Annotated in this window: 20 protein-coding genes; 12 read left to right on the top strand and 8 right to left on the bottom strand. The window is 70.2% G+C overall.

Features of this window, described 5'->3' with window-relative positions; all coding sequences use genetic code 11:
- Nucleotides 1–59 precede the first annotated feature (59 nt).
- Nucleotides 60–851, bottom strand: a complete 792-nt coding sequence (gene coxB / locus N0B31_RS03115; protein ID WP_260594347.1) for a cytochrome c oxidase subunit II — start codon at nt 849–851, stop codon at nt 60–62.
- A gap of 135 nt (nt 852–986) precedes the next feature.
- Between coxB and cyoE the strand changes: the two genes are divergently transcribed.
- From cyoE to N0B31_RS03100, 3 genes are all read left to right on the top strand, one after another.
- The gene (gene cyoE, locus N0B31_RS03110; protein WP_260594345.1) at nt 987–2,381 is read left to right on the top strand and encodes a heme o synthase; all 1,395 of its coding nucleotides are present in this window, start codon (nt 987–989) and stop codon (nt 2,379–2,381) included.
- Nucleotides 2,382–2,472: 91 nt separating this feature from the next.
- Nucleotides 2,473–3,168 carry a DUF7546 family protein gene (locus N0B31_RS03105; RefSeq protein ID WP_260594343.1) on the top strand — a complete coding sequence of 232 codons (696 nt, stop codon included), beginning with the start codon at nt 2,473–2,475 and terminating at the stop codon, nt 3,166–3,168.
- Between the two features lie 42 nt (nt 3,169–3,210).
- Nucleotides 3,211–3,441: a SelT/SelW/SelH family protein gene (locus tag N0B31_RS03100; RefSeq protein ID WP_260594341.1), complete on the top strand. Its 231-nt coding sequence runs from the start codon at nt 3,211–3,213 to the stop codon at nt 3,439–3,441.
- 25 nt (nt 3,442–3,466) lie between these two features.
- Here N0B31_RS03100 and N0B31_RS03095 read toward each other — a convergent pair whose 3' ends face one another.
- Nucleotides 3,467–3,967, bottom strand: a complete 501-nt coding sequence (locus N0B31_RS03095) for a DUF5797 family protein (protein ID WP_260594339.1) — start codon at nt 3,965–3,967, stop codon at nt 3,467–3,469.
- An 89-nt stretch (nt 3,968–4,056) separates the two neighbouring features.
- Here N0B31_RS03095 and N0B31_RS03090 point away from each other — a divergent pair, with 89 nt between their 5' ends.
- Nucleotides 4,057–4,824, top strand: coding sequence for an enoyl-CoA hydratase/isomerase family protein (locus N0B31_RS03090; RefSeq protein WP_260594337.1), 768 nt, complete (start codon nt 4,057–4,059; stop codon nt 4,822–4,824).
- Nucleotides 4,825–4,833: 9 nt separating this feature from the next.
- Here N0B31_RS03090 and N0B31_RS03085 read toward each other — a convergent pair whose 3' ends face one another.
- On the bottom strand, nt 4,834–5,292 hold the full coding sequence (locus N0B31_RS03085) for a hypothetical protein (protein WP_260594336.1): 459 nt from the start codon (nt 5,290–5,292) through the stop codon (nt 4,834–4,836).
- 100 nt (nt 5,293–5,392) lie between these two features.
- Here N0B31_RS03085 and N0B31_RS03080 point away from each other — a divergent pair, with 100 nt between their 5' ends.
- Nucleotides 5,393–5,716, top strand: a complete 324-nt coding sequence (locus N0B31_RS03080) for an uS10/mL48 family ribosomal protein (RefSeq protein ID WP_260594335.1) — start codon at nt 5,393–5,395, stop codon at nt 5,714–5,716.
- A 4-nt stretch (nt 5,717–5,720) separates the two neighbouring features.
- On the opposite strand, the gene N0B31_RS03075 is transcribed toward N0B31_RS03080, so the two are convergent.
- Nucleotides 5,721–6,005, bottom strand: a complete 285-nt coding sequence (locus tag N0B31_RS03075) for an amphi-Trp domain-containing protein (protein WP_260594332.1) — start codon at nt 6,003–6,005, stop codon at nt 5,721–5,723.
- Nucleotides 6,006–6,107: 102 nt separating this feature from the next.
- Here N0B31_RS03075 and N0B31_RS03070 point away from each other — a divergent pair, with 102 nt between their 5' ends.
- The 5 genes from N0B31_RS03070 (at nt 6,108) to N0B31_RS03050 (ending at nt 9,890) form a co-directional block, all read left to right on the top strand.
- Nucleotides 6,108–7,391, top strand: coding sequence for an amidohydrolase (locus N0B31_RS03070; RefSeq protein WP_260594331.1), 1,284 nt, complete (start codon nt 6,108–6,110; stop codon nt 7,389–7,391).
- Nucleotides 7,392–7,452: 61 nt separating this feature from the next.
- Nucleotides 7,453–8,076, top strand: coding sequence for a plastocyanin/azurin family copper-binding protein (locus N0B31_RS03065; protein ID WP_260594329.1), 624 nt, complete (start codon nt 7,453–7,455; stop codon nt 8,074–8,076).
- Between the two features lie 165 nt (nt 8,077–8,241).
- Complete coding sequence (locus N0B31_RS03060) at nt 8,242–9,000, top strand: cytochrome b family protein (protein ID WP_260594327.1); 759 nt, start codon at nt 8,242–8,244, stop codon at nt 8,998–9,000.
- A gap of 124 nt (nt 9,001–9,124) precedes the next feature.
- Nucleotides 9,125–9,703, top strand: coding sequence for a prolipoprotein diacylglyceryl transferase (locus N0B31_RS03055; RefSeq protein ID WP_260594326.1), 579 nt, complete (start codon nt 9,125–9,127; stop codon nt 9,701–9,703).
- Nucleotides 9,704–9,707: 4 nt separating this feature from the next.
- A complete protein-coding gene (locus N0B31_RS03050) occupies nt 9,708–9,890 on the top strand; it encodes a hypothetical protein (RefSeq protein ID WP_260594325.1) in 183 nt (60 codons plus the stop codon).
- A gap of 85 nt (nt 9,891–9,975) precedes the next feature.
- Here the strand turns inward: N0B31_RS03050 and N0B31_RS03045 are convergent, their stop codons facing one another.
- Together N0B31_RS03045 and N0B31_RS03040 are read right to left on the bottom strand one after the other, a co-directional pair.
- Nucleotides 9,976–10,767 (bottom strand): ABC transporter permease, encoded by a 792-nt coding sequence (locus N0B31_RS03045; protein ID WP_260594323.1) that lies wholly within the window; start codon nt 10,765–10,767, stop codon nt 9,976–9,978.
- Nucleotides 10,764–11,819, bottom strand: coding sequence for an ABC transporter ATP-binding protein (locus N0B31_RS03040; RefSeq protein ID WP_260594321.1), 1,056 nt, complete (start codon nt 11,817–11,819; stop codon nt 10,764–10,766). Before N0B31_RS03040 ends, N0B31_RS03045 begins: the two co-directional genes overlap by 4 nt.
- Before the next feature lie 89 nt (nt 11,820–11,908).
- Here N0B31_RS03040 and N0B31_RS03035 point away from each other — a divergent pair, with 89 nt between their 5' ends.
- Entirely contained in the window at nt 11,909–12,364 is a 456-nt protein-coding gene (locus N0B31_RS03035) for a hypothetical protein (protein WP_260594319.1), read from the top strand.
- A 15-nt stretch (nt 12,365–12,379) separates the two neighbouring features.
- Here N0B31_RS03035 and N0B31_RS03030 read toward each other — a convergent pair whose 3' ends face one another.
- Both N0B31_RS03030 and N0B31_RS03025 read right to left on the bottom strand, forming a co-directional pair.
- The gene (locus tag N0B31_RS03030) at nt 12,380–13,195 is read right to left on the bottom strand and encodes a CBS pair associated ParBc domain-containing protein (RefSeq protein ID WP_260594318.1); all 816 of its coding nucleotides are present in this window, start codon (nt 13,193–13,195) and stop codon (nt 12,380–12,382) included.
- 79 nt (nt 13,196–13,274) lie between these two features.
- Complete coding sequence (locus tag N0B31_RS03025; protein ID WP_260594317.1) at nt 13,275–14,771, bottom strand: DHH family phosphoesterase; 1,497 nt, start codon at nt 14,769–14,771, stop codon at nt 13,275–13,277.
- Between the two features lie 113 nt (nt 14,772–14,884).
- Here N0B31_RS03025 and N0B31_RS03020 point away from each other — a divergent pair, with 113 nt between their 5' ends.
- Nucleotides 14,885–15,961 carry a hypothetical protein gene (locus N0B31_RS03020; protein ID WP_260594315.1) on the top strand — a complete coding sequence of 359 codons (1,077 nt, stop codon included), beginning with the start codon at nt 14,885–14,887 and terminating at the stop codon, nt 15,959–15,961.
- Nucleotides 15,962–15,967 lie beyond the last annotated feature (6 nt).

Here is a 15,967-nt window from a genome sequence, read left to right as displayed (position 1 = left end):
GCTGTCGGACGGGGACGAACGCGAGAAGCGAGAGTGGTCGAGACCGCCGGAGCGTCAGTTCACTCCTCGGACTGCTTCGAGTCGAGGTACTCCTCGTACTCCTCGGAGGAGACCACATCGACCTGTCCGAGCATCCCGGAGTGACCGACACCACAGTACTCCGCACAGTAGAGCTGGTAGGAGCCCTCCTCATAGGCGACGGTCTTGATGGTGTTGTACTGGCCGGGGAACGCGTCCTGCTTCAGCCCGAGGTCGGGGACGTGGAACGCGTGGAGCCAGTCGGTCGACGTGATGTGGAGGTAGACCGGGCGGTCGGTGGGGATCTTCAACGCCTCACCCGCGGTCGAGGTCCCGGAGACCGTGCCGTTCTCCGTCTCGTAGTTGTACTCCCAGAAGTACTTCGCGGCGACGACGTCGATCTGGACGGCGTTCGTCTCCTCGGGGTTCGGGCCGATGGCGCCGTCGAAGTCCTCGGTGACGGCGGCCGGCTGAGCGTTCGGATTGGTGGAAGCGGTCACGCCGCCGACGGCGGCGACGCCGAGCACCTGGTAGGCGGCGAAGCCGACGAACAGCAGGATGACGGCGGTTGCGACGGTCCACGTGATCTCGAGACGGCGGTTCTCCTGCGTGGGTTTCGCCTCGTCGACCTTGTCTGCCCGGTACCGGATGACCGTGTAGATGAGGATACCCTCTACCAGGATGGTGATGGGGATGGCGACGTACAGCAGGTCGAGGTTCAGGCCCGAGATGAGCTCCGAGTTGATGGACGTCTGTGCGGCGACGGGCTCGGCGAGGAGCGCGAGGAGCCCGACCCCGAGGAGCGCCCGTAGTGCAGCGCGCCGGTGTCTCATGGTTCCGCGTTAGGAATTGTGTCCTAAGTAGTTGCCGAAAGCGACGTGGGCGGCCGGGTTCGGGGACCGGCGGCGGTGGCGTCCCGTCGGTCGAAACGCGGCCTCTAAGTAGCGTGGTTCCCAAGAGTCGCTCGAATGTCCACCACCCGCTTCACCCGGTCGCTCGCAGCCACCGCGGTTGGTGTCTACGCGCTGCTCGTCGTGGGGGCCACGGCTGCACTGGCCGACGCCGCGGCCGCCTGCGGCGGGTGGCCCCTCTGTGCCCCCGGCGAGGGGGCGGCGCTCACCCCGGCGTTCCTCGTGGCGGCTGGCCACCGTGTCGTCGCCGCCGTCGTCGGCGTCCTCGTCGTCGCGACGGCCGTCCTCGGCTACCGTGCGGACACCCCACGTCGCGTCGGGGGGGCGCTCCTCGTGGCCGTCGCGCTCTACCCGATGCAGGTCCTGTTCGGCGCGTTCGTCGCCCTGACCGGTGCACCGGCGCTGCTCTCCGGCGGCCACCTCCTCCTCGCGGTCGCCATCTTCGGCTCGCTCCTGCTGGCGCTCGCGTGGCAACTGGAGCGCGAGACGGGAGACGTGAACGAGTCGCCGGTGAGCGTCCCCGAACCCGACCTGCCCAGCGAGGTGCCGCCAGCCCCGACGCCGACCTACGACTCGTTGGGCGAGCGGGCGCGCGCCACCCTCTGGGCGTACTTCCAGCTCACCAAGCCACGGCTGATGTGGCTGCTCGCGCTCGTCGCATCAGCCGGGATGGTGCTGGCCGCCGGCGCGGACGGACTCGGGCTGCGGACGGTCCTCTACACGCTCGGCGGCGGTGTCCTCGCCATCGGGGCGAGCGGCACGTTCAACCACGTCCTCGAGCGCGACGTAGACCGGAAGATGGACCGCACGAGCGACCGACCGCTGGCCACCCACGAGGTGCCGGTGCCGAACGCACTCGTGTTCGGCCTGACACTCGCGGCACTCTCGCTGGTCGCGTTCTGGCAGGTCAACCTGCTCGCCGCGGTCCTCGGGCTGACCGCCATCGTGTTCTACTCCGTCGTCTACACCCTGCTCCTGAAGCCCAACACCGTCCAGAACACGGTCATCGGCGGAGCCGCCGGCGCACTCCCCGCGCTCATCGGCTGGGTGGCCGTCACCGGTGAGGTGGGCCTCGCCGGCGTCGCGCTCGCCGGCGTCGTGTTCCTCTGGACGCCCGCGCACTTCTACAACCTCGCGCTGGCGTACAAGGACGACTACGAGAAGGGCGGGTTCCCGATGATGCCCGTCGTCCGCGGCGAGACGGTGACCCGCAAGCACATCCTCTACTACCTCGGCGCGACGCTCGTCGGCGCCGCCGCCCTCGCCGCGATGACCGGGCTCGGCTGGCTCTACGCCGCGACGACCGTGGTCTTCGGCGCCGTCTTCCTCTGGACCGTCGTCCGCCTCCACTGGGAGCAGACCGAACGGGCGGCGTTCCGCGCGTTCCACGCCTCGAACGCCTACCTCGGGACGCTGCTGGTCGCCATCGTCGTCGACGTCCTCCTGTTCTGAGCGGACGTCGTCGGGCCGTGCCGGGACACCGTCGTGGAGCGGCCCCCGCTTTCGCGAGTTTCAAGCGCCCGCACCACCAACTAGGGGACGAATGAGTACCATCCAGCGACGGCTGGACGGCCTCCCGCTGCGCCGCGAGACCCTCCTCTACGGCGCGGCGCTGGTCAACCTCGAACTGCTCGTCGTGTTCGCCTACCTCGCCGTCGTCCAGCCGACGATAACCCGGCCGCTGTTCTACGTCTACCCGTTCGTCTGGATCAACGTCGGACTCTGGGCCGTCTGGCGGACCCGGCTCCCCGACGCGAGTGGGCTCCGACTGTGGGCCGCACGCGTGCTCGGTGCGGGCTACTTCCTCTTGCTGGGCTACGTCGGCGGGCTGTACGGCGTCTCGGGCGGTGTCCCGGTCGGTCTCCGGTTCGAGTTCACCGCGCTCCCACCGGGGTGGGCGCCCGCCCTCATCTACGGCGGCGAACTGTTCCAGTTCGCCCTCCTCCCGTTCAAGATGGTCGGCTACCTCGCGCTGGCGTACCTCGTCTACGCGACGGTGCTCGACGCCACCGGGGGCGCACTCGGGGGACTGCTGGGACTGTTCTCCTGTGTCTCCTGCACCCTCCCGGTCGTCGCGGGCGTGCTCTCCGGGTTCGTCGGCGGCGCCGGCGCCGTGGCGACGGCCGCGTACGCCCAGTCGTACCTCCTCTCGACGGCCGTCTTCGTCCTCACCGTCGGGTTGCTGGTCTGGCGCCCGACCGTGGCCGACCTGCGGGCGCTGACGGCGCGGCTGGACTGACGCGAGCGCCGGCTTTACGCTCGTGGCGCGGCTCGTCCCGGTATGGACGTCGAGATAGAGTACTGCGTGCCGTGTGGCTTCCTCGACCGGGCGGTCGTCCTCCAGCGGCACTTTCTGGAGACGTTCGGCGAGGACCTCGACCGCGTCGCGCTCGTGACGGGCGACCACGGCGTGTTCCGGGTCGAGGCCGACGGTGAGACGCTCTACGACAAACACGAGGACGGTGACTACGACCCGGACGAACTGGCGCGGGCCCTCCGCGCGCGGCTCTGAGGGCAGTTCGAGCGGCTCGGGCGACTCAGGCGGCCAGTTCGACGGTGAGCGAGTCACGCGCGACGGCCAGCCGGTAGGTCGGCACGGTCCGCTTGACCGTCTCGAGTGCGCCCTTGTTCGCGAGACTCCGTAGCGCCGCGCGGACGTCGTCGACCTCGGGGTCGAGGTCTGTCTCCTCGCGGAGTCGCTGGAGCGTGGCGACGACGCTGATGGAGTCCTCGCCACTGTCGGGCACCACGGCGAGGACGTGGTACTGGAGGTCGGGGACGCGAAGGACGCTCGGGGCCCCGCCCTCACCGTCGTCCTCGATGCCGGGTTCGACGTCGACCAGTTCGGCCGCCTCAGCCGTGGCCCGGATGAGGCTGTTCTCGTCGCGATAGTAGTACTCCTTCAGTTCGTTCTCGAGGTACCGGTGGACCTCGCTGCCGCTCTCCATCCCCCAGCGCTCCTGCAATTCCGCGTTCTTGGTCGGCTGGAGGGTGACGACGTCGGCGAGCCGCGATTTCGCCTCCTCGGAGAGTTCCATATCTGGCCCGAGGTGCCGGGGGGTATTTTCCGTTGTGGAGGCGGGCGCGCGTGACAGCCGTTATCACCTCCCCCTTCGAGTGACCGGATATGTCCGATACCGTACGACTGGACTGGGACGGCGACGTGGCGACACTGACGGTCGACCGACCGGACGCGATGAACGCGCTGAACGTCGAGACCCTCGAGGGCATCGGCGACGCGCTCGCGGAGGCGGCCGACCGCGCCCGCGCGCTCGTGCTGACGGGCGCCGGCGAGAAGGCGTTCGTCGCGGGCGCCGACATCGCCCACATGCAGGACCTCGACACCGAGGCGGCACAGGCCTACGCGGAACTCGGGCACGACGTGATGGACGCCGTCGAGGCGTTCCCGGCGCCCGTCGTCGCCGCGGTGAACGGCTACGCCTTCGGCGGTGGCTGTGAACTCGCGCTCGCGGCCGACATCCGCGTCGCAGCCGAGAACGCGCTCGTGGGCCAGACCGAGATAACGCTCGGTATCGTCCCCGGCTGGGGCGGGACCCAGCGCCTCTCGCGTATCGTCGGTGACGAGCACGCCCGACGGATGGTGTTCCTCGGTGAGCGGGTCGGCGCCGAGAAGGCCCAGGACATCGGCCTCGTCGGCGAGGTCGTCCCCGAGGGGGAGGCGCTCGCTCGCGCGACGGAGCTGGCCGAGGAGATAGCCGCGATGCCCGCGTTCGCGATGCGGACGGCGAAGGAGGCGCTCAACCGGGTCCACGAGGGCGACCTCGACTCGGGGCTGGCGTTCGAACGGCGCGCGTGGTCGGGGCTGTTCGGCACGCCCGACCAGCGAGAGGGGATGCAGGCGTTCCTCGAGAAGCGGGACGCGGAGTTCCAGTAGCGGGCGGCGTCAGGCTCCCCGTCGACGCCACAGGAGGAGGCCAACGCGCCCGACGAGGAAGCCGACCACCCCGCCGACGAGGCCGAAGGCGAGGAACGTCCCCGCGATGGCCCACAGCGGCGAGTCCGGAATCGGGAGGCCGTAGCCGAGCGCCCGCCGAAGCGCGTACCCGGCGGGCACCGTCACGGTCCACGCGAGCGACGGGAGCACCGCGAGGCCGAGTGCACGGAGGAGGCCACCGTCGAGTGCACCCGTCGCCAGCGCGGCGAGTGCAGGCAGGCCGAACACGACCGTCACGAGGAGTGACTCGTAGATGCGGCCCGGCGCGGCGGCCCGGCTCTCTGGAGTCGCGAGCGTGACGAGCATCGAGACGACGAGTGCGCCGACGGCCAGGAGTTCGAGCGCCAGCATCGACTGCCAGTGTCGGGGCGTGTCCCGGAGCGGGACCCGCTGGTCGAGGGAGGGCATCGTCCGTGGTGGGCGACGCAGGGAGTTAGTCGCGTCGGCCACGTGACGAGTCCGCGGACGAAGGGGTGGGCTTTTGGCCGCGCACGGGTATCTCCCGGTAATGCCGTTCGTCACCCGACTCACACTCCAGTCCGGCGACCGCGAGAGTCTCGAGCGCGTCGTCACGGACATCAAGCAGCGTGCGAGCCGGAAGGGGGTAGAGATGCGTGGGCCGAACCCCGAACCCCTGCAGGAGCGCCGCGTCCCGATGCAGAAACGCCTGGACGACGAGGCCGACGCGTTCGACCCGTGGCACTACACGGTGTACGTCCGGACCATCGCCATCGTGGGCCACGACGAGTTCGCTCGGTCGGTAGCCGGCGACGAGTACCCGAACGGGATCCACCTCGAGGCGGACGTCGAGCGCGTCCAGAACGCCGGCTGAGGACTCACTCGATACGGAGCGACCCGTCGCCGCCCGCCCCGACCGCGTCCTCGTCCCACTCCAGTTCGAACTCGATGCTGAGTTCGCCCGGCTTCCCCTCCTTCCCCTCGCGTTCGACCTCCACCTCGAACTCGACGGTGTCCGGGACGGTGACGGTGATCGACTCGCCGGCGGCGCTGAGCGTCACGTCGCCCCCGGACTCCAGTTTCTCCGCGAACGCACGGAAGTAGGCGGCCACGTCGGCACGGCGCTGGTCGGCCTCGGACTCGAACAGTGTCTCTTCGGGCATATCTCCCGGTATCCGGCCGACCGGGATAAGATGGTCGGTGACCCCGGCCGGGACCGCGCGTGAACGCGCCAGTTCTATCACCGCGCCGCCCGTTGCGCACCCATGAGCCAGCAGGCGTCCCGACGCGACCGACTCGTCGCGTTCCGTCGCGAACTGCACCGAAAGCCAGAGACGGCGTGGACCGAGTTCTGGACCACGGCCCGTATCGTCGAGGAACTCCGCGAGGTGGGCGTCGACCACCTGTACGTCGGCCGTGAGGCGATGGACCCGGACCTGCGGATGAGCGTCCCGGCCGGCGAGGAGCTAGACGTCGCGTGGGACCGCGCGCGCAATGCGGGTGCCGACCCCGAACTGCTGGAGGCGATGCGTGGCGGCTACACCGGCTGTCTCGCGGTCCTCGAACGCGGCGAGGGGCCGACCGTCGCGCTGCGGGTGGACATCGACGGCCTGCCACAGCGCGAGGCCGAGGAGGGTGACCACGCCCCCGCGGGCGAGGGGTTCCGCTCGGAGCACGAGGGGCAGATGCACGCCTGCGGCCACGACGCGCACGCCACGTTCGGTCTCGGCGTCGTCGAGGCCGTGAAGGAGAGCGGGTTCTCCGGAACGCTGAAGGTGTTCTTCCAGCCGGCCGAGGAGGTCGTGGGAGGGGGCCGCGCGATGGCCGAGTCGGGCCACCTCGACGACGTCGACTACCTCCTGGCGGCCCACGTCGGCCTCGACTTCCCGAGCGGGGAGGTCGTCGCCGGCATGGACGGGTTCCTCGCGGTGACGCAGTTACGTGTCGACTTCGACGGCCACCCCGCGCATGCCGGCAAACACCCGGAGGAGGGGTACAACGCGGTCCAGGCGATGGCGACGGCCGTGCAGAACCTCTACGGCATCCCGCGGCACCTGGACGGGGCGACGCGGATCAACGCGGGGCGCGTGGGCGGCGGGACGGCGAGCAACATCGTCCCGGAACACGCGTTCATCGAGATGGAGGCGCGTGGCGAGACGACCGAACTCCGCGACTACGTCCTCGAACGGGCGGAGTCCGTGCTGGAGGGGGCCGCGACGTCGCACGGCTGCGAGGCGTCGTGGGAGGTGGTCGGCGAGGCGCCGTCGGCCACCAGCGACGAGGAACTGGTCGACGTGGTCGCCGAGGTCGCCGGTGGGGTCCGTGGCGTCGACAGCGTCCGGCGGCGTGGCGACCTCGGCGGGAGCGAGGACGCCACCTACCTGATGCAGTACGTGCAGGACAACGGGGGGGCGGCGACCTACGTCGGCATCGGCACGGACCACCCCGGTGGGCACCACACGGCGACGTTCGACGTCGACGAGGACTCACTCGAGGTCGGCGTCGACACGCTGACCGGGACGATACTGCGGTTGAGCGAGCGAGCCTGAGCCACGGAACTGGCACAGGGCGGGCGAACGCTTTTGTCGGCAGGCGTCCCTCGGACCGCTCATGGAGGAGACGGCAGTCACGAGTCGACGTGGGTTGATGCGCGGCGTGGCAGGGGCGGTTGGAGCCGGTGCCGCGGCTGGCACGGGCACGGCCGTCGGGGCTGGAGAGGCACGTGGACAGGCGACCCGGACCATCGACATGACCGACGCGCTGGTGTTCGACCCCGCGGCGGCGACCATCCCGCCGGGGACCACCATCGTCTGGGACAACGTTGGGAGCATCGGCCACTCCGTGACGGCCTACGAGGACGACATCCCCGAGGAGGCCGAGTTCTTCGCCAGCGGTGGCTTCGCCGAGGAGAGCGCGGCCCGGTCGTCGTACTCGGCGGGCGACCCCGACAGCGGCGATGTCGCCGGTGGCGAGACGTACGAACACACATTCGAGGTCGTCGGTCAGTACGACTACTTCTGCATCCCCCACGAGTCCGCGGGGATGGTCGCGTCCATCACCGTGGAGGAGGGCGCCCCCGTCGAACCGACCCCGGAACCGGGCCCCTCGCTCCCGGAGGTCCCCGACAGCGCGCGCACGCTCACCATCGCCGTGTTGACGGCGATGCTCTCCACCCTCGGGCTCGCGTACTTCTTCATGAAGTACGGCGGCGACTACGACGTCGAGGAGGAGTGACCGAGCGGGACCCGACCACGGACTCGGCGTGTCTGGTCGGCGACTGCGCGTACTACCGTCCCCCGTGTTTCCCCCTCGTCGGTCCCAAAACCATGAGAGAGCCTCGCTACACCCCGTTCATCGAACGGTATATGTTGGCAGGGCACGTAACCGGACGGCACAGAGATGGGAACCGAGTCGAGCGTCGAGCCCGACGGCGGCCTGCCGTCGGTGGTCCCTCCCGACGACGAGCTGCCGTCGTGGCGTGACCGCAAGGCTCGTACACAGGGACTGGCACGGCTGACCTACGAGTACTTCGAGCGGGCGCGCTACGAGGACCAGGTCCTCAGGAACGAGTCCGACTACGTCGAACGCGACGTGCTCGCGTTCCCGGCGTGGCCCCACGAGATGGTCCGGAACTTCGCCATCACGAGCTTCTTTGTGGGGATGATCATCCTCCTGTCGGCGGCGCTCCCGCCCCACATCGGGGCGCCCGCGAACCCCGCGCAGACCCCGGCAATCATCCTGCCGGACTGGTACCTCTACTGGTCGTTCGGCCTGCTGAAGCTCGGGCCGCTCAACCCCGACCTCGCCCTGCTGGGCGGGGAGAAACTGCTGGCCGACCGGACGTACGGGGTGCTGGCGAACCTCGTCGTCGTCGGCTTCATCGCCATCGTCCCCTTCCTCAACAAGGGGTCGGCTCGACGGCCCGTCGAGGAACCGTTCTGGGCCGCGGTGGGTGTCGGCGGCGTGGTGTTCGCCCTCACCATCAGCGTCCTCTCCGTCCAGAACCTGGTGCCGATACCCATCCGGCTCCTGTTCGACCTGACGTTCCTCCTGCCGTTCGTGGCGGGATTCATAACGTACGCCGTCCTCCGGACGATGCGCGAGGGATACATGTTCGAGCTGAACCGGCGGTACTACCGCCTGCGGCCGCCGCGCTGAGGCTGCCACCCCACGTTCTCGTCCGTTCAAACCGTTCGTCGGCCGTTCGAAGCGTTCGAACGCCTGAATCCGACCGAACGCATTCACCCCTTCGAGTGGGACGCATCCGCCACGTCGAGACGCGATGAACGTGACCAAGCTCAGCGCGGCCTTGCTGGCCGTCCTGGTCGTGACGACCGGGGTCGGCGCGGTCGCCGCGACGCCGGGTAACGGAAACGTGCCCGACGACGCGGGCTCGAACGCGGCGGACGCACCGACAGACGACGGGGACGTCGACGCGAACACCACGGACGCACGCGACGACGGGATGAGCCGTGACGAGGTCGAGGCCCGCGCGGTCGACGAGTCCGACGCGGCCGACGACAGCGAAGCGATGGCAGACCCCCGCGACGCCTCGGACGCCGAGACGCCGCGTAGCGAGGCGGCCCCCGTCGGGGCCGCTGACGCACAGGAGCGACGAGGGCCGCCGGCCGACCTCCCCGAGCAGGTGCCGGCCCACGTCTCCGAGATCAACCAGCGAATCGTCTCCTTCCTCGACGGTGAACTGGACGACTTTGGTACCGCGGTCAGCGACGTGACGCCGGACGACGGCGCGGACGCGGAGGCGACCAGCACCGACGAACCGGAGACGGAGGAACCGGAGACCGATGAGGACGGCGACTCGACCGAGACCGCGACGGCCACGCCGACCACGGAGGTGTGAGGCGATGACGACGACCTCCACCCCTGCTCGGCGCGACGACGAGCGACGGCCGCTGGAGCGTACCGTCATCGAGCACCCGTCCGGTGGGTCGGGCGTCGTCTTCTACGAGCCGTCGGACGACCTCGCGATGACGGCGTTCGTCGCCGTCGACGCGGACGCGGTGTTCGACCTCGCGACGATGCGGTGACGAGGCGACGACTCTGTGGCCGACTTCCTGCGACGTTTCGACCGTCGGTGGAGCTTGCTCCGCCGGAGCGAACTGCGAGACGCGGCTAGTACTTCCCGAGTTTCCCGTCCGCTCGCGCCTTCCGACTCAGCAGTCCGAACAGCGCGTAGCCGACGACCAGGTACCCCGCCGCCGTGCCGACCAGCAGGGCGAGGTCGCCCGTCGGCAGGCCCCAGAGCGGGGTCCCCTGTCCCATGCCCTCACGCAGGAGGTCGGCACCGAGCGCGAGCGGCAGGAGTTTGAGTAGCGGGAACTGGTCCACGGGCGCGGCGACGAGGCCGAGGAAGGAGAACTGGACGATCTGGAACACGTTCTCGATGCGCTTGAACACGAGCGCCAGCCCACCGAGCACGTAGCCGACGCCGACGGCCGTACAGACCGAGAGGAGCCCGACGGGGACGACCACGAGCGGGTCCAGGACCAGTCGTTCGCCGGTCGTCACCAGCATCGCGCCCAGCAGGACGCCGCCGAAGCCGAACGCGAACAGCAGGTTTACGGCCGTCTTGACGGTGACGACGCGGCCGAACCCGAGCGGCGACATGTAGAGCTGTTCGAGGGTCCCCCACTGGGCCTCGCGGATGAGCTCCCACGAGAGGTCGGCGTACGCCACCGTCGCGGTCAGGATGAGGAAGAAGCCGACGATGATACCGGTCAGCGAGTCGTCGATGGCCTGCGGCGCGATGGCGCGTCCCCCGAAGAACAGGAGCGCGAAGAAGATGTAGAGGGTCAGGAGACTCGTCAGCGTGTTGAACGCGTAGCGGACCCGCAGGATGAGCGACTTGTACGCGACGGCGCGGGCGAGGACCACCGTCTCGGCCACGCTCGTCCGGACGCTCATCGCTCGCCCTCCGGCCCCGGCGTGGGGGCGACTCGCTCGGCCGTGCGCGGCGTCTCGCCGCCGCGCTCGGTCAGCCTGAGGAACGCCTCCTCGAGGTCCGGTTCGACGGCCGACATCGACGACACCTGCAGGCCGGCCCCCCGGAGCGCGTCGGTCAGGTCGTAGAACCGATCGTCCGGGACCGTCACCTCGAACGCCGTCCGCTCGGCTAGCTCCCGGAACGCCGTCGGCTCGAACGCCCCGTCGAGCGCGGCTCGGACCGTGTCGGCCGATCCGTCGACGGTGACGGCGTACTCGCGGGTGCGGAACAGCCCCACCAGGGAGTCCACCTCGTCGTCCGCGACGACGCGCCCCTCGTTCATGATGACGACGCGGTCGCAGACCGCCTGGACCACGTCCATGTCGTGACTGGAGAGGACCACCGTGCGGCCCTCCTCGTCGGCGAGCGCGCGCACTCGCTCGCGGAGGTTCCGCGTCGCCTCGACGTCGAGGCCGAGCGTCGGTTCGTCGAGGAAGACGACGGGCGTCTCGCGTGCCAGCGTGCAGGCGAGCGCCACCTTCTGTTTCATCCCCTGTGAGAAGTCGTTGAGCGAGTCACCGGCGCGGTCCGCGAGGTCCACCGTCTCCAGCAGCTGGTCGTGGTAGGCTGCTCGAGCCTCGGTCTGCGGGAGCCCCTGCAGCGAGGCGAAGAAGCGCAGGTTCTCGCGGGGAGTGAGCCGCCAGTAGACGTTGCGTGCGCCCTCGAGCATCGCGCCGACGTGTCGGTAGGCCCGCTTCGGGTCGCTGGCGACGTCGACACCCATCACCGAGACCGTACCGGCGTCCGGGAGGAGGAGGCCGAGCGCGGACTTCAGCGCCGTCGTCTTGCCGGCCCCGTTCGGCCCGAGCAGTCCGACGACCGACCCGCGAGCCACCTCGAACGAGACGCCGTCGAGTGCCGTCACCGCACCGTCACCGCGTCCGTAGCGTTTCTCGAGGTCCCGGACGACCAGTGCGGGCGCCGAGGTGGCGGCCGCGTCGACCGCGGCGGGGACCTGCCCGTTCGCGTTCACTGTCGTACAGTCGGGCGGTGCGTGTGAAAGGTTGCCGGTGGGAGAGGCGTGGGGCGAACGCTCATGCGGTCGGGGGCCGTCTCGCGCTCGTGGTCACGCTCGACACGACGCGCCTGTGGGCCGGGCACGCGACACCCGCGACGGTCTACGCCTACCCCGCAGCCTACGTGACGCTCGTCCTCGCCGTCTACCGGCGCGACCCGCGCGTGCTGTGTTCGGTGCTCGCCCTCGTCGGCGTGGGACCGCTGCTGGCCGACCCACCGGCCGACGACGGCGCGTGGGGGACGCGGGTCGTCCTCGGCGAGCGGGTCCTGCTGGCACGGGGCGGGAACTCGCCGGTCGGCCTCCTGCTGGTCGCCTGCTTCGCACCGGTCCCGTTCCTCACGCTCCGGGCGGCGCTGGCGCGACGGCCCGTGCGGACGGCGCTCCTGACACTCTGGATGCTCTTCGGCATGGCACTGTTCTTCGAGCGGATGACCCGGCTCTACGAGACGGCGGGGGCGGCAGAACGAGCGGCCGCGAGGGCGGGTGTGGTCGTCGACTGAGGGGCCGACCGGGCGTTACTCGCGGTCCTGCAGTCGCTTGGTCGTCTCCACGAGCGGGTGGTGGGCGTAGTCGACCTCCTCGATGTCCGAGATGGTCTCCAGGTTCTCCTTGCGTGCCGTCTCGGCCATCCCGAGGTCGACCGGTTCGTCGAGGACGATGACGTAGGCGTCCATCTCCTCGATGCCGAGGCGCTGAGCCGCCTTCACGCGGTGGTGGCCGTCGGCGAGCAGGAGGTGACTCTTCCCCCCGCGCGAGCGCGGGTTGTCGATGACGACGAGGGGTTCGGCCAGCCCGTTCTCCAGTTCGTACGTGCGCCCCTCCAACTCGTCCGAGTAGACCTTCGTCTGTGTCGGGGTGAGTTGGTCGAGCCGGACGGTACGCCGTTCCTCGCGCGCGCCGACACCGTGGATGTTCTGGAGGGTCTGTTTCAGTTTCCCCACCTTCTCCGGGGTGGCCCGCTCGATCTGCGAGCGGATGACGTCGGCGTTCGAGATGATGCCGACGAGGTTGCCCGCGTCGTCGACCACGGGGAGCTTCTGGATGCCCGACCGGAGGATGACGCGCGCGGCGTCGTTGATGCGCATCTCGGGGTGAGCCACCACGAGGTCGCGGGTCATGACCTTGAATATCGGGTCGTTGTCGTCGGCCAGCAGGAGGTCGCGAGCCGAGACGAACCCCTCGACCTTGCGTCCGTTCGTGACCGGGAACCCCCCGTGGCCGTCCGATTCGGCGATACGGAGCGCGACGTCCGCGACGTTGTCGTCGCCCGAGACGGTCTGGACGTCCCGGGTCATGTAGTCCCTGACTCGCGGCTTCGCGTCACGGTCCATCGAGTGAGCGTCGGAGAGCCGTGGACAAAAACCCCGCGTCGGCGTCGTCACGAGAGGCCCGGTGCCGACCGGCCGCGGACTACCTCCCGTCGGTCCCGAGGTGGCCTTCCGGTCTGGGGCCGCTCTCGGGGCCCGCGTAGCGCCCGTCGTCGAACGCGTCCGGCGAGCGCCGTGTCGGGCGGAGCTCCAGTGTCTCGAAGAACCGCTCTGCGACCACCTCGCGGACCGCCTCGAACGGCTCCTCGTCCTCCGGGTCGACCAGCATCCCGATGGGGAGTTGCGCGCCCGCCATGTCCGCGTGACCGCCGGCGCTCCCCACCTGGTCGAACGCCTCGCGGAGCGTCTCCCCGAGGTCGATGTCCGTCCCGCGGGCGCGCGCGGAAGCGTACACCATCTCGTCGGTGTAGCCGAAGACGAACGTGGTGGTCACGTCCTCCAGGTCGAGTAGCTTGTCGGCGGCCTGCGCGAGCGCGTCGCGGTCCGGCGCCGACCCCACGCAGGAGACCAGCACGTCCGCCTCCACGACGCGGTTGTCGATGGCCGACCCGATGGTGTCGAGCGTCTCGGGTGACATCGAGGGACTCTCCACCTTCGCCAGCGTGTCGACGTTGGCGAACTCGAGCAGGTACGACGCCGCCTCGAAGTCCTCGACACACACCTCGCGGGCGAAGTCGTTCGTGTCGACGCGGATGCCGAACAGCAGGCCCGTGGCGAGTTCCTCGTTCGGTTCGAGTTCCAGCCGTCGGAGGTAGTCCGTCAGCAGCGTCGAGGTAGCCCCGACGTTCGAGCGCAGGTCGACGAACCGCGCCTCGACGGGCTCGCGCGGCGGGTGGTGGTCGAGGACGAGCGCCACGTCCGTCTCCGGCGGGAGGCCGTCGTTGACGCCGGGCCGCGAGTGGTCGACGAGCGCGACCGACCCGAACCGCGAGAGGTCGGCGTCCGGGTCGAGGTTCGTCAGCCGGAAGTCGAGCAGGTTCACGAACGCGCGGTTCTCCTGGTGGCTGATGGCCCCGTAGTAACACACCTCGCTCTCGACGCCGGCCCGTTCGGCGAGGCGTTCGAGCGCCACCGCCGAGGCGATGGCGTCTGGGTCCGGGTTGTCGTGCGTGACGACGGCGAGCGGCCCGTCGAGTCGCCGCAGGACACGCTGGAGCCGACGGGTCCGGTAGCCCGACTCGTCGATACTCCCCGCCAGCGAGTCTGACACCGATTTCCCGAGGTCCACCGTCCGGTCGACGAGTCCGTCGAGCGCCGCACGGTCCGCTGGTGCCGCGTGGTCGCCCACGTAGCCGAGTACGAAGGCGTCGGGGTACGCCTCGCTGGCGACGGCCGCCAGGCGACGGTTGCGCTCCGGGTCGTCGCCGGCCACGACGACGGTGTCCACCTCGCCGGCCCGAGCACGGACGGCCTCGGGGTCTTCGACGGCCATCGCCTCCGCGTGGATCCCGTCCTCACGGAGCGACGTCACCCGGCTGTCCTCGTCGGTCAGGACCAGCAGACTGCCCGGTCGCTCCTCGAGGCCTTCGACGAGACGGCGCCCGAACGCGCCACAGCCGAGGAACAACCGGGTCGTCATGCCCCGACGTAGCGGCCTCCGCGTCTAAAACCCACCGTCGTCACCACGAGGAGGGTTAAAGAGCCGTCTCACTCTCCCGAACCGAGAGGGGCCCACCCGTCGAATCGTCGTCGATGGTCCCCTCCGACAGCCCCACCGGGCAGAGTGCCCCGGTGCCACGCCCGGTCCGGCGGCGCTTCCCCGACGCCCTCCCCACCCACACCGCGTTCCTCGCACTGTTGCTCGCCGCGGGCCTGTTCGGCGGCCTGCGTCGGCTCGCACGCCTCTCGACCGGCGAGGTGTCGCTCCACCCCGACCTGCGACTGGTCTGGTCCGACCTCGCCGCCGCCGTCGCGTCCGGGACGCCGCTCTACACCGGCGTCGCGGTCGACAACAAGCCGCCGCTGTTCGAACTGCTCAACGTCGGCGCGTACCTCACCGGCGAGTACGTCCTCGCGCTCGTCCTGCTCGTGGCGCTCGCCAACGGACTCGCCGCGGCGTTCCTCTGGCAGGCTGCCGCCGTCCGTGGGCACTCCCGGACGGGAGCGCTGGCGGCACTCCTCTTCCTCCTCGCCCTCCCGCTCGTGGACGGCACCGTCGTCAACGTCCGGTCGCTCGCGGTCGCGGGCACCCTGTTCGCGCTCGCCACCCGGTCGCCGACCAGCCGTGGGGTCGGCGTCGCTTGCGCAGTGCTCTGCTCGCAACACGCCGTCTTCGCTCTCCCCGTGGTCGCGTACGACGGCTACGTCGAGGCCGGTCGGTCGCGACGGTGGCTCGGCCGGTTCCTCGTCACCGGCGCACTGGTCACCACGCTCGTCTACGGCGCCGTCCTCACGGTGTGGGGCTGGCCGTCGCTCATCGGGGCGGTCCGTGCGACGGTCGGGTCCGCGGCCCCGTACCTCCTCTCGTACGGCCCCTCCGTCTTCGTCTCGACGGGGACGTGGTGGCGCTACACGCTCCGGATGCACCTCCAGCTGTGGGTGGTGCTCGCGCTCTCGCTGTGGGGACTGGGTCGCGCCATCGTCGCGATGCGCGACCGACCACTGACTGCCTGGGGGACCCCACACCTCCTGGTCGCGCTGCTGGTGGCATCGAGTCTGCCGCTCGTGGTCCGCCCGTTCGTCACCTACTGGCTCTACCCGCTCCCCGCCATCGCGCTGCTGGGGGCGTTCGGCGCGGACGCGGTGCTGACGGGTGCGAGCGGACTGTGAGAAGGT

The organism is Salinirubellus salinus, assembly GCF_025231485.1.
Lineage (GTDB): Archaea > Halobacteriota > Halobacteria > Halobacteriales > Haloarculaceae > Salinirubellus > Salinirubellus salinus.
Note: the sequence above shows the minus strand (reverse complement) of the source record. Positions and strands in the feature narration are given on the sequence as shown.

Coding starts and splice junctions, on each gene's coding strand:
- N0B31_RS03025 (WP_260594317.1), bottom strand. CDS start 14,771: ATGACGACCCGGTTGTTCCTCGGCTGTGGCGCGTTCGGGCGCCGTCTC.
- N0B31_RS03020 (WP_260594315.1), top strand. CDS start 14,885: ATGGTCCCCTCCGACAGCCCCACCGGGCAGAGTGCCCCGGTGCCACGC.
- N0B31_RS03075 (WP_260594332.1), bottom strand. CDS start 6,005: ATGCCCGAAGAGACACTGTTCGAGTCCGAGGCCGACCAGCGCCGTGCC.
- N0B31_RS03095 (WP_260594339.1), bottom strand. CDS start 3,967: ATGGAACTCTCCGAGGAGGCGAAATCGCGGCTCGCCGACGTCGTCACC.
- coxB (WP_260594347.1), bottom strand. CDS start 851: ATGAGACACCGGCGCGCTGCACTACGGGCGCTCCTCGGGGTCGGGCTC.
- N0B31_RS03105 (WP_260594343.1), top strand. CDS start 2,473: ATGAGTACCATCCAGCGACGGCTGGACGGCCTCCCGCTGCGCCGCGAG.
- N0B31_RS03030 (WP_260594318.1), bottom strand. CDS start 13,195: ATGGACCGTGACGCGAAGCCGCGAGTCAGGGACTACATGACCCGGGAC.
- N0B31_RS03080 (WP_260594335.1), top strand. CDS start 5,393: ATGCCGTTCGTCACCCGACTCACACTCCAGTCCGGCGACCGCGAGAGT.
- N0B31_RS03055 (WP_260594326.1), top strand. CDS start 9,125: ATGAACGTGACCAAGCTCAGCGCGGCCTTGCTGGCCGTCCTGGTCGTG.
- N0B31_RS03045 (WP_260594323.1), bottom strand. CDS start 10,767: ATGAGCGTCCGGACGAGCGTGGCCGAGACGGTGGTCCTCGCCCGCGCC.
- N0B31_RS03050 (WP_260594325.1), top strand. CDS start 9,708: ATGACGACGACCTCCACCCCTGCTCGGCGCGACGACGAGCGACGGCCG.
- N0B31_RS03090 (WP_260594337.1), top strand. CDS start 4,057: ATGTCCGATACCGTACGACTGGACTGGGACGGCGACGTGGCGACACTG.
- N0B31_RS03065 (WP_260594329.1), top strand. CDS start 7,453: ATGGAGGAGACGGCAGTCACGAGTCGACGTGGGTTGATGCGCGGCGTG.
- N0B31_RS03100 (WP_260594341.1), top strand. CDS start 3,211: ATGGACGTCGAGATAGAGTACTGCGTGCCGTGTGGCTTCCTCGACCGG.
- N0B31_RS03085 (WP_260594336.1), bottom strand. CDS start 5,292: ATGCCCTCCCTCGACCAGCGGGTCCCGCTCCGGGACACGCCCCGACAC.
- cyoE (WP_260594345.1), top strand. CDS start 987: ATGTCCACCACCCGCTTCACCCGGTCGCTCGCAGCCACCGCGGTTGGT.
- N0B31_RS03070 (WP_260594331.1), top strand. CDS start 6,108: ATGAGCCAGCAGGCGTCCCGACGCGACCGACTCGTCGCGTTCCGTCGC.
- N0B31_RS03060 (WP_260594327.1), top strand. CDS start 8,242: ATGGGAACCGAGTCGAGCGTCGAGCCCGACGGCGGCCTGCCGTCGGTG.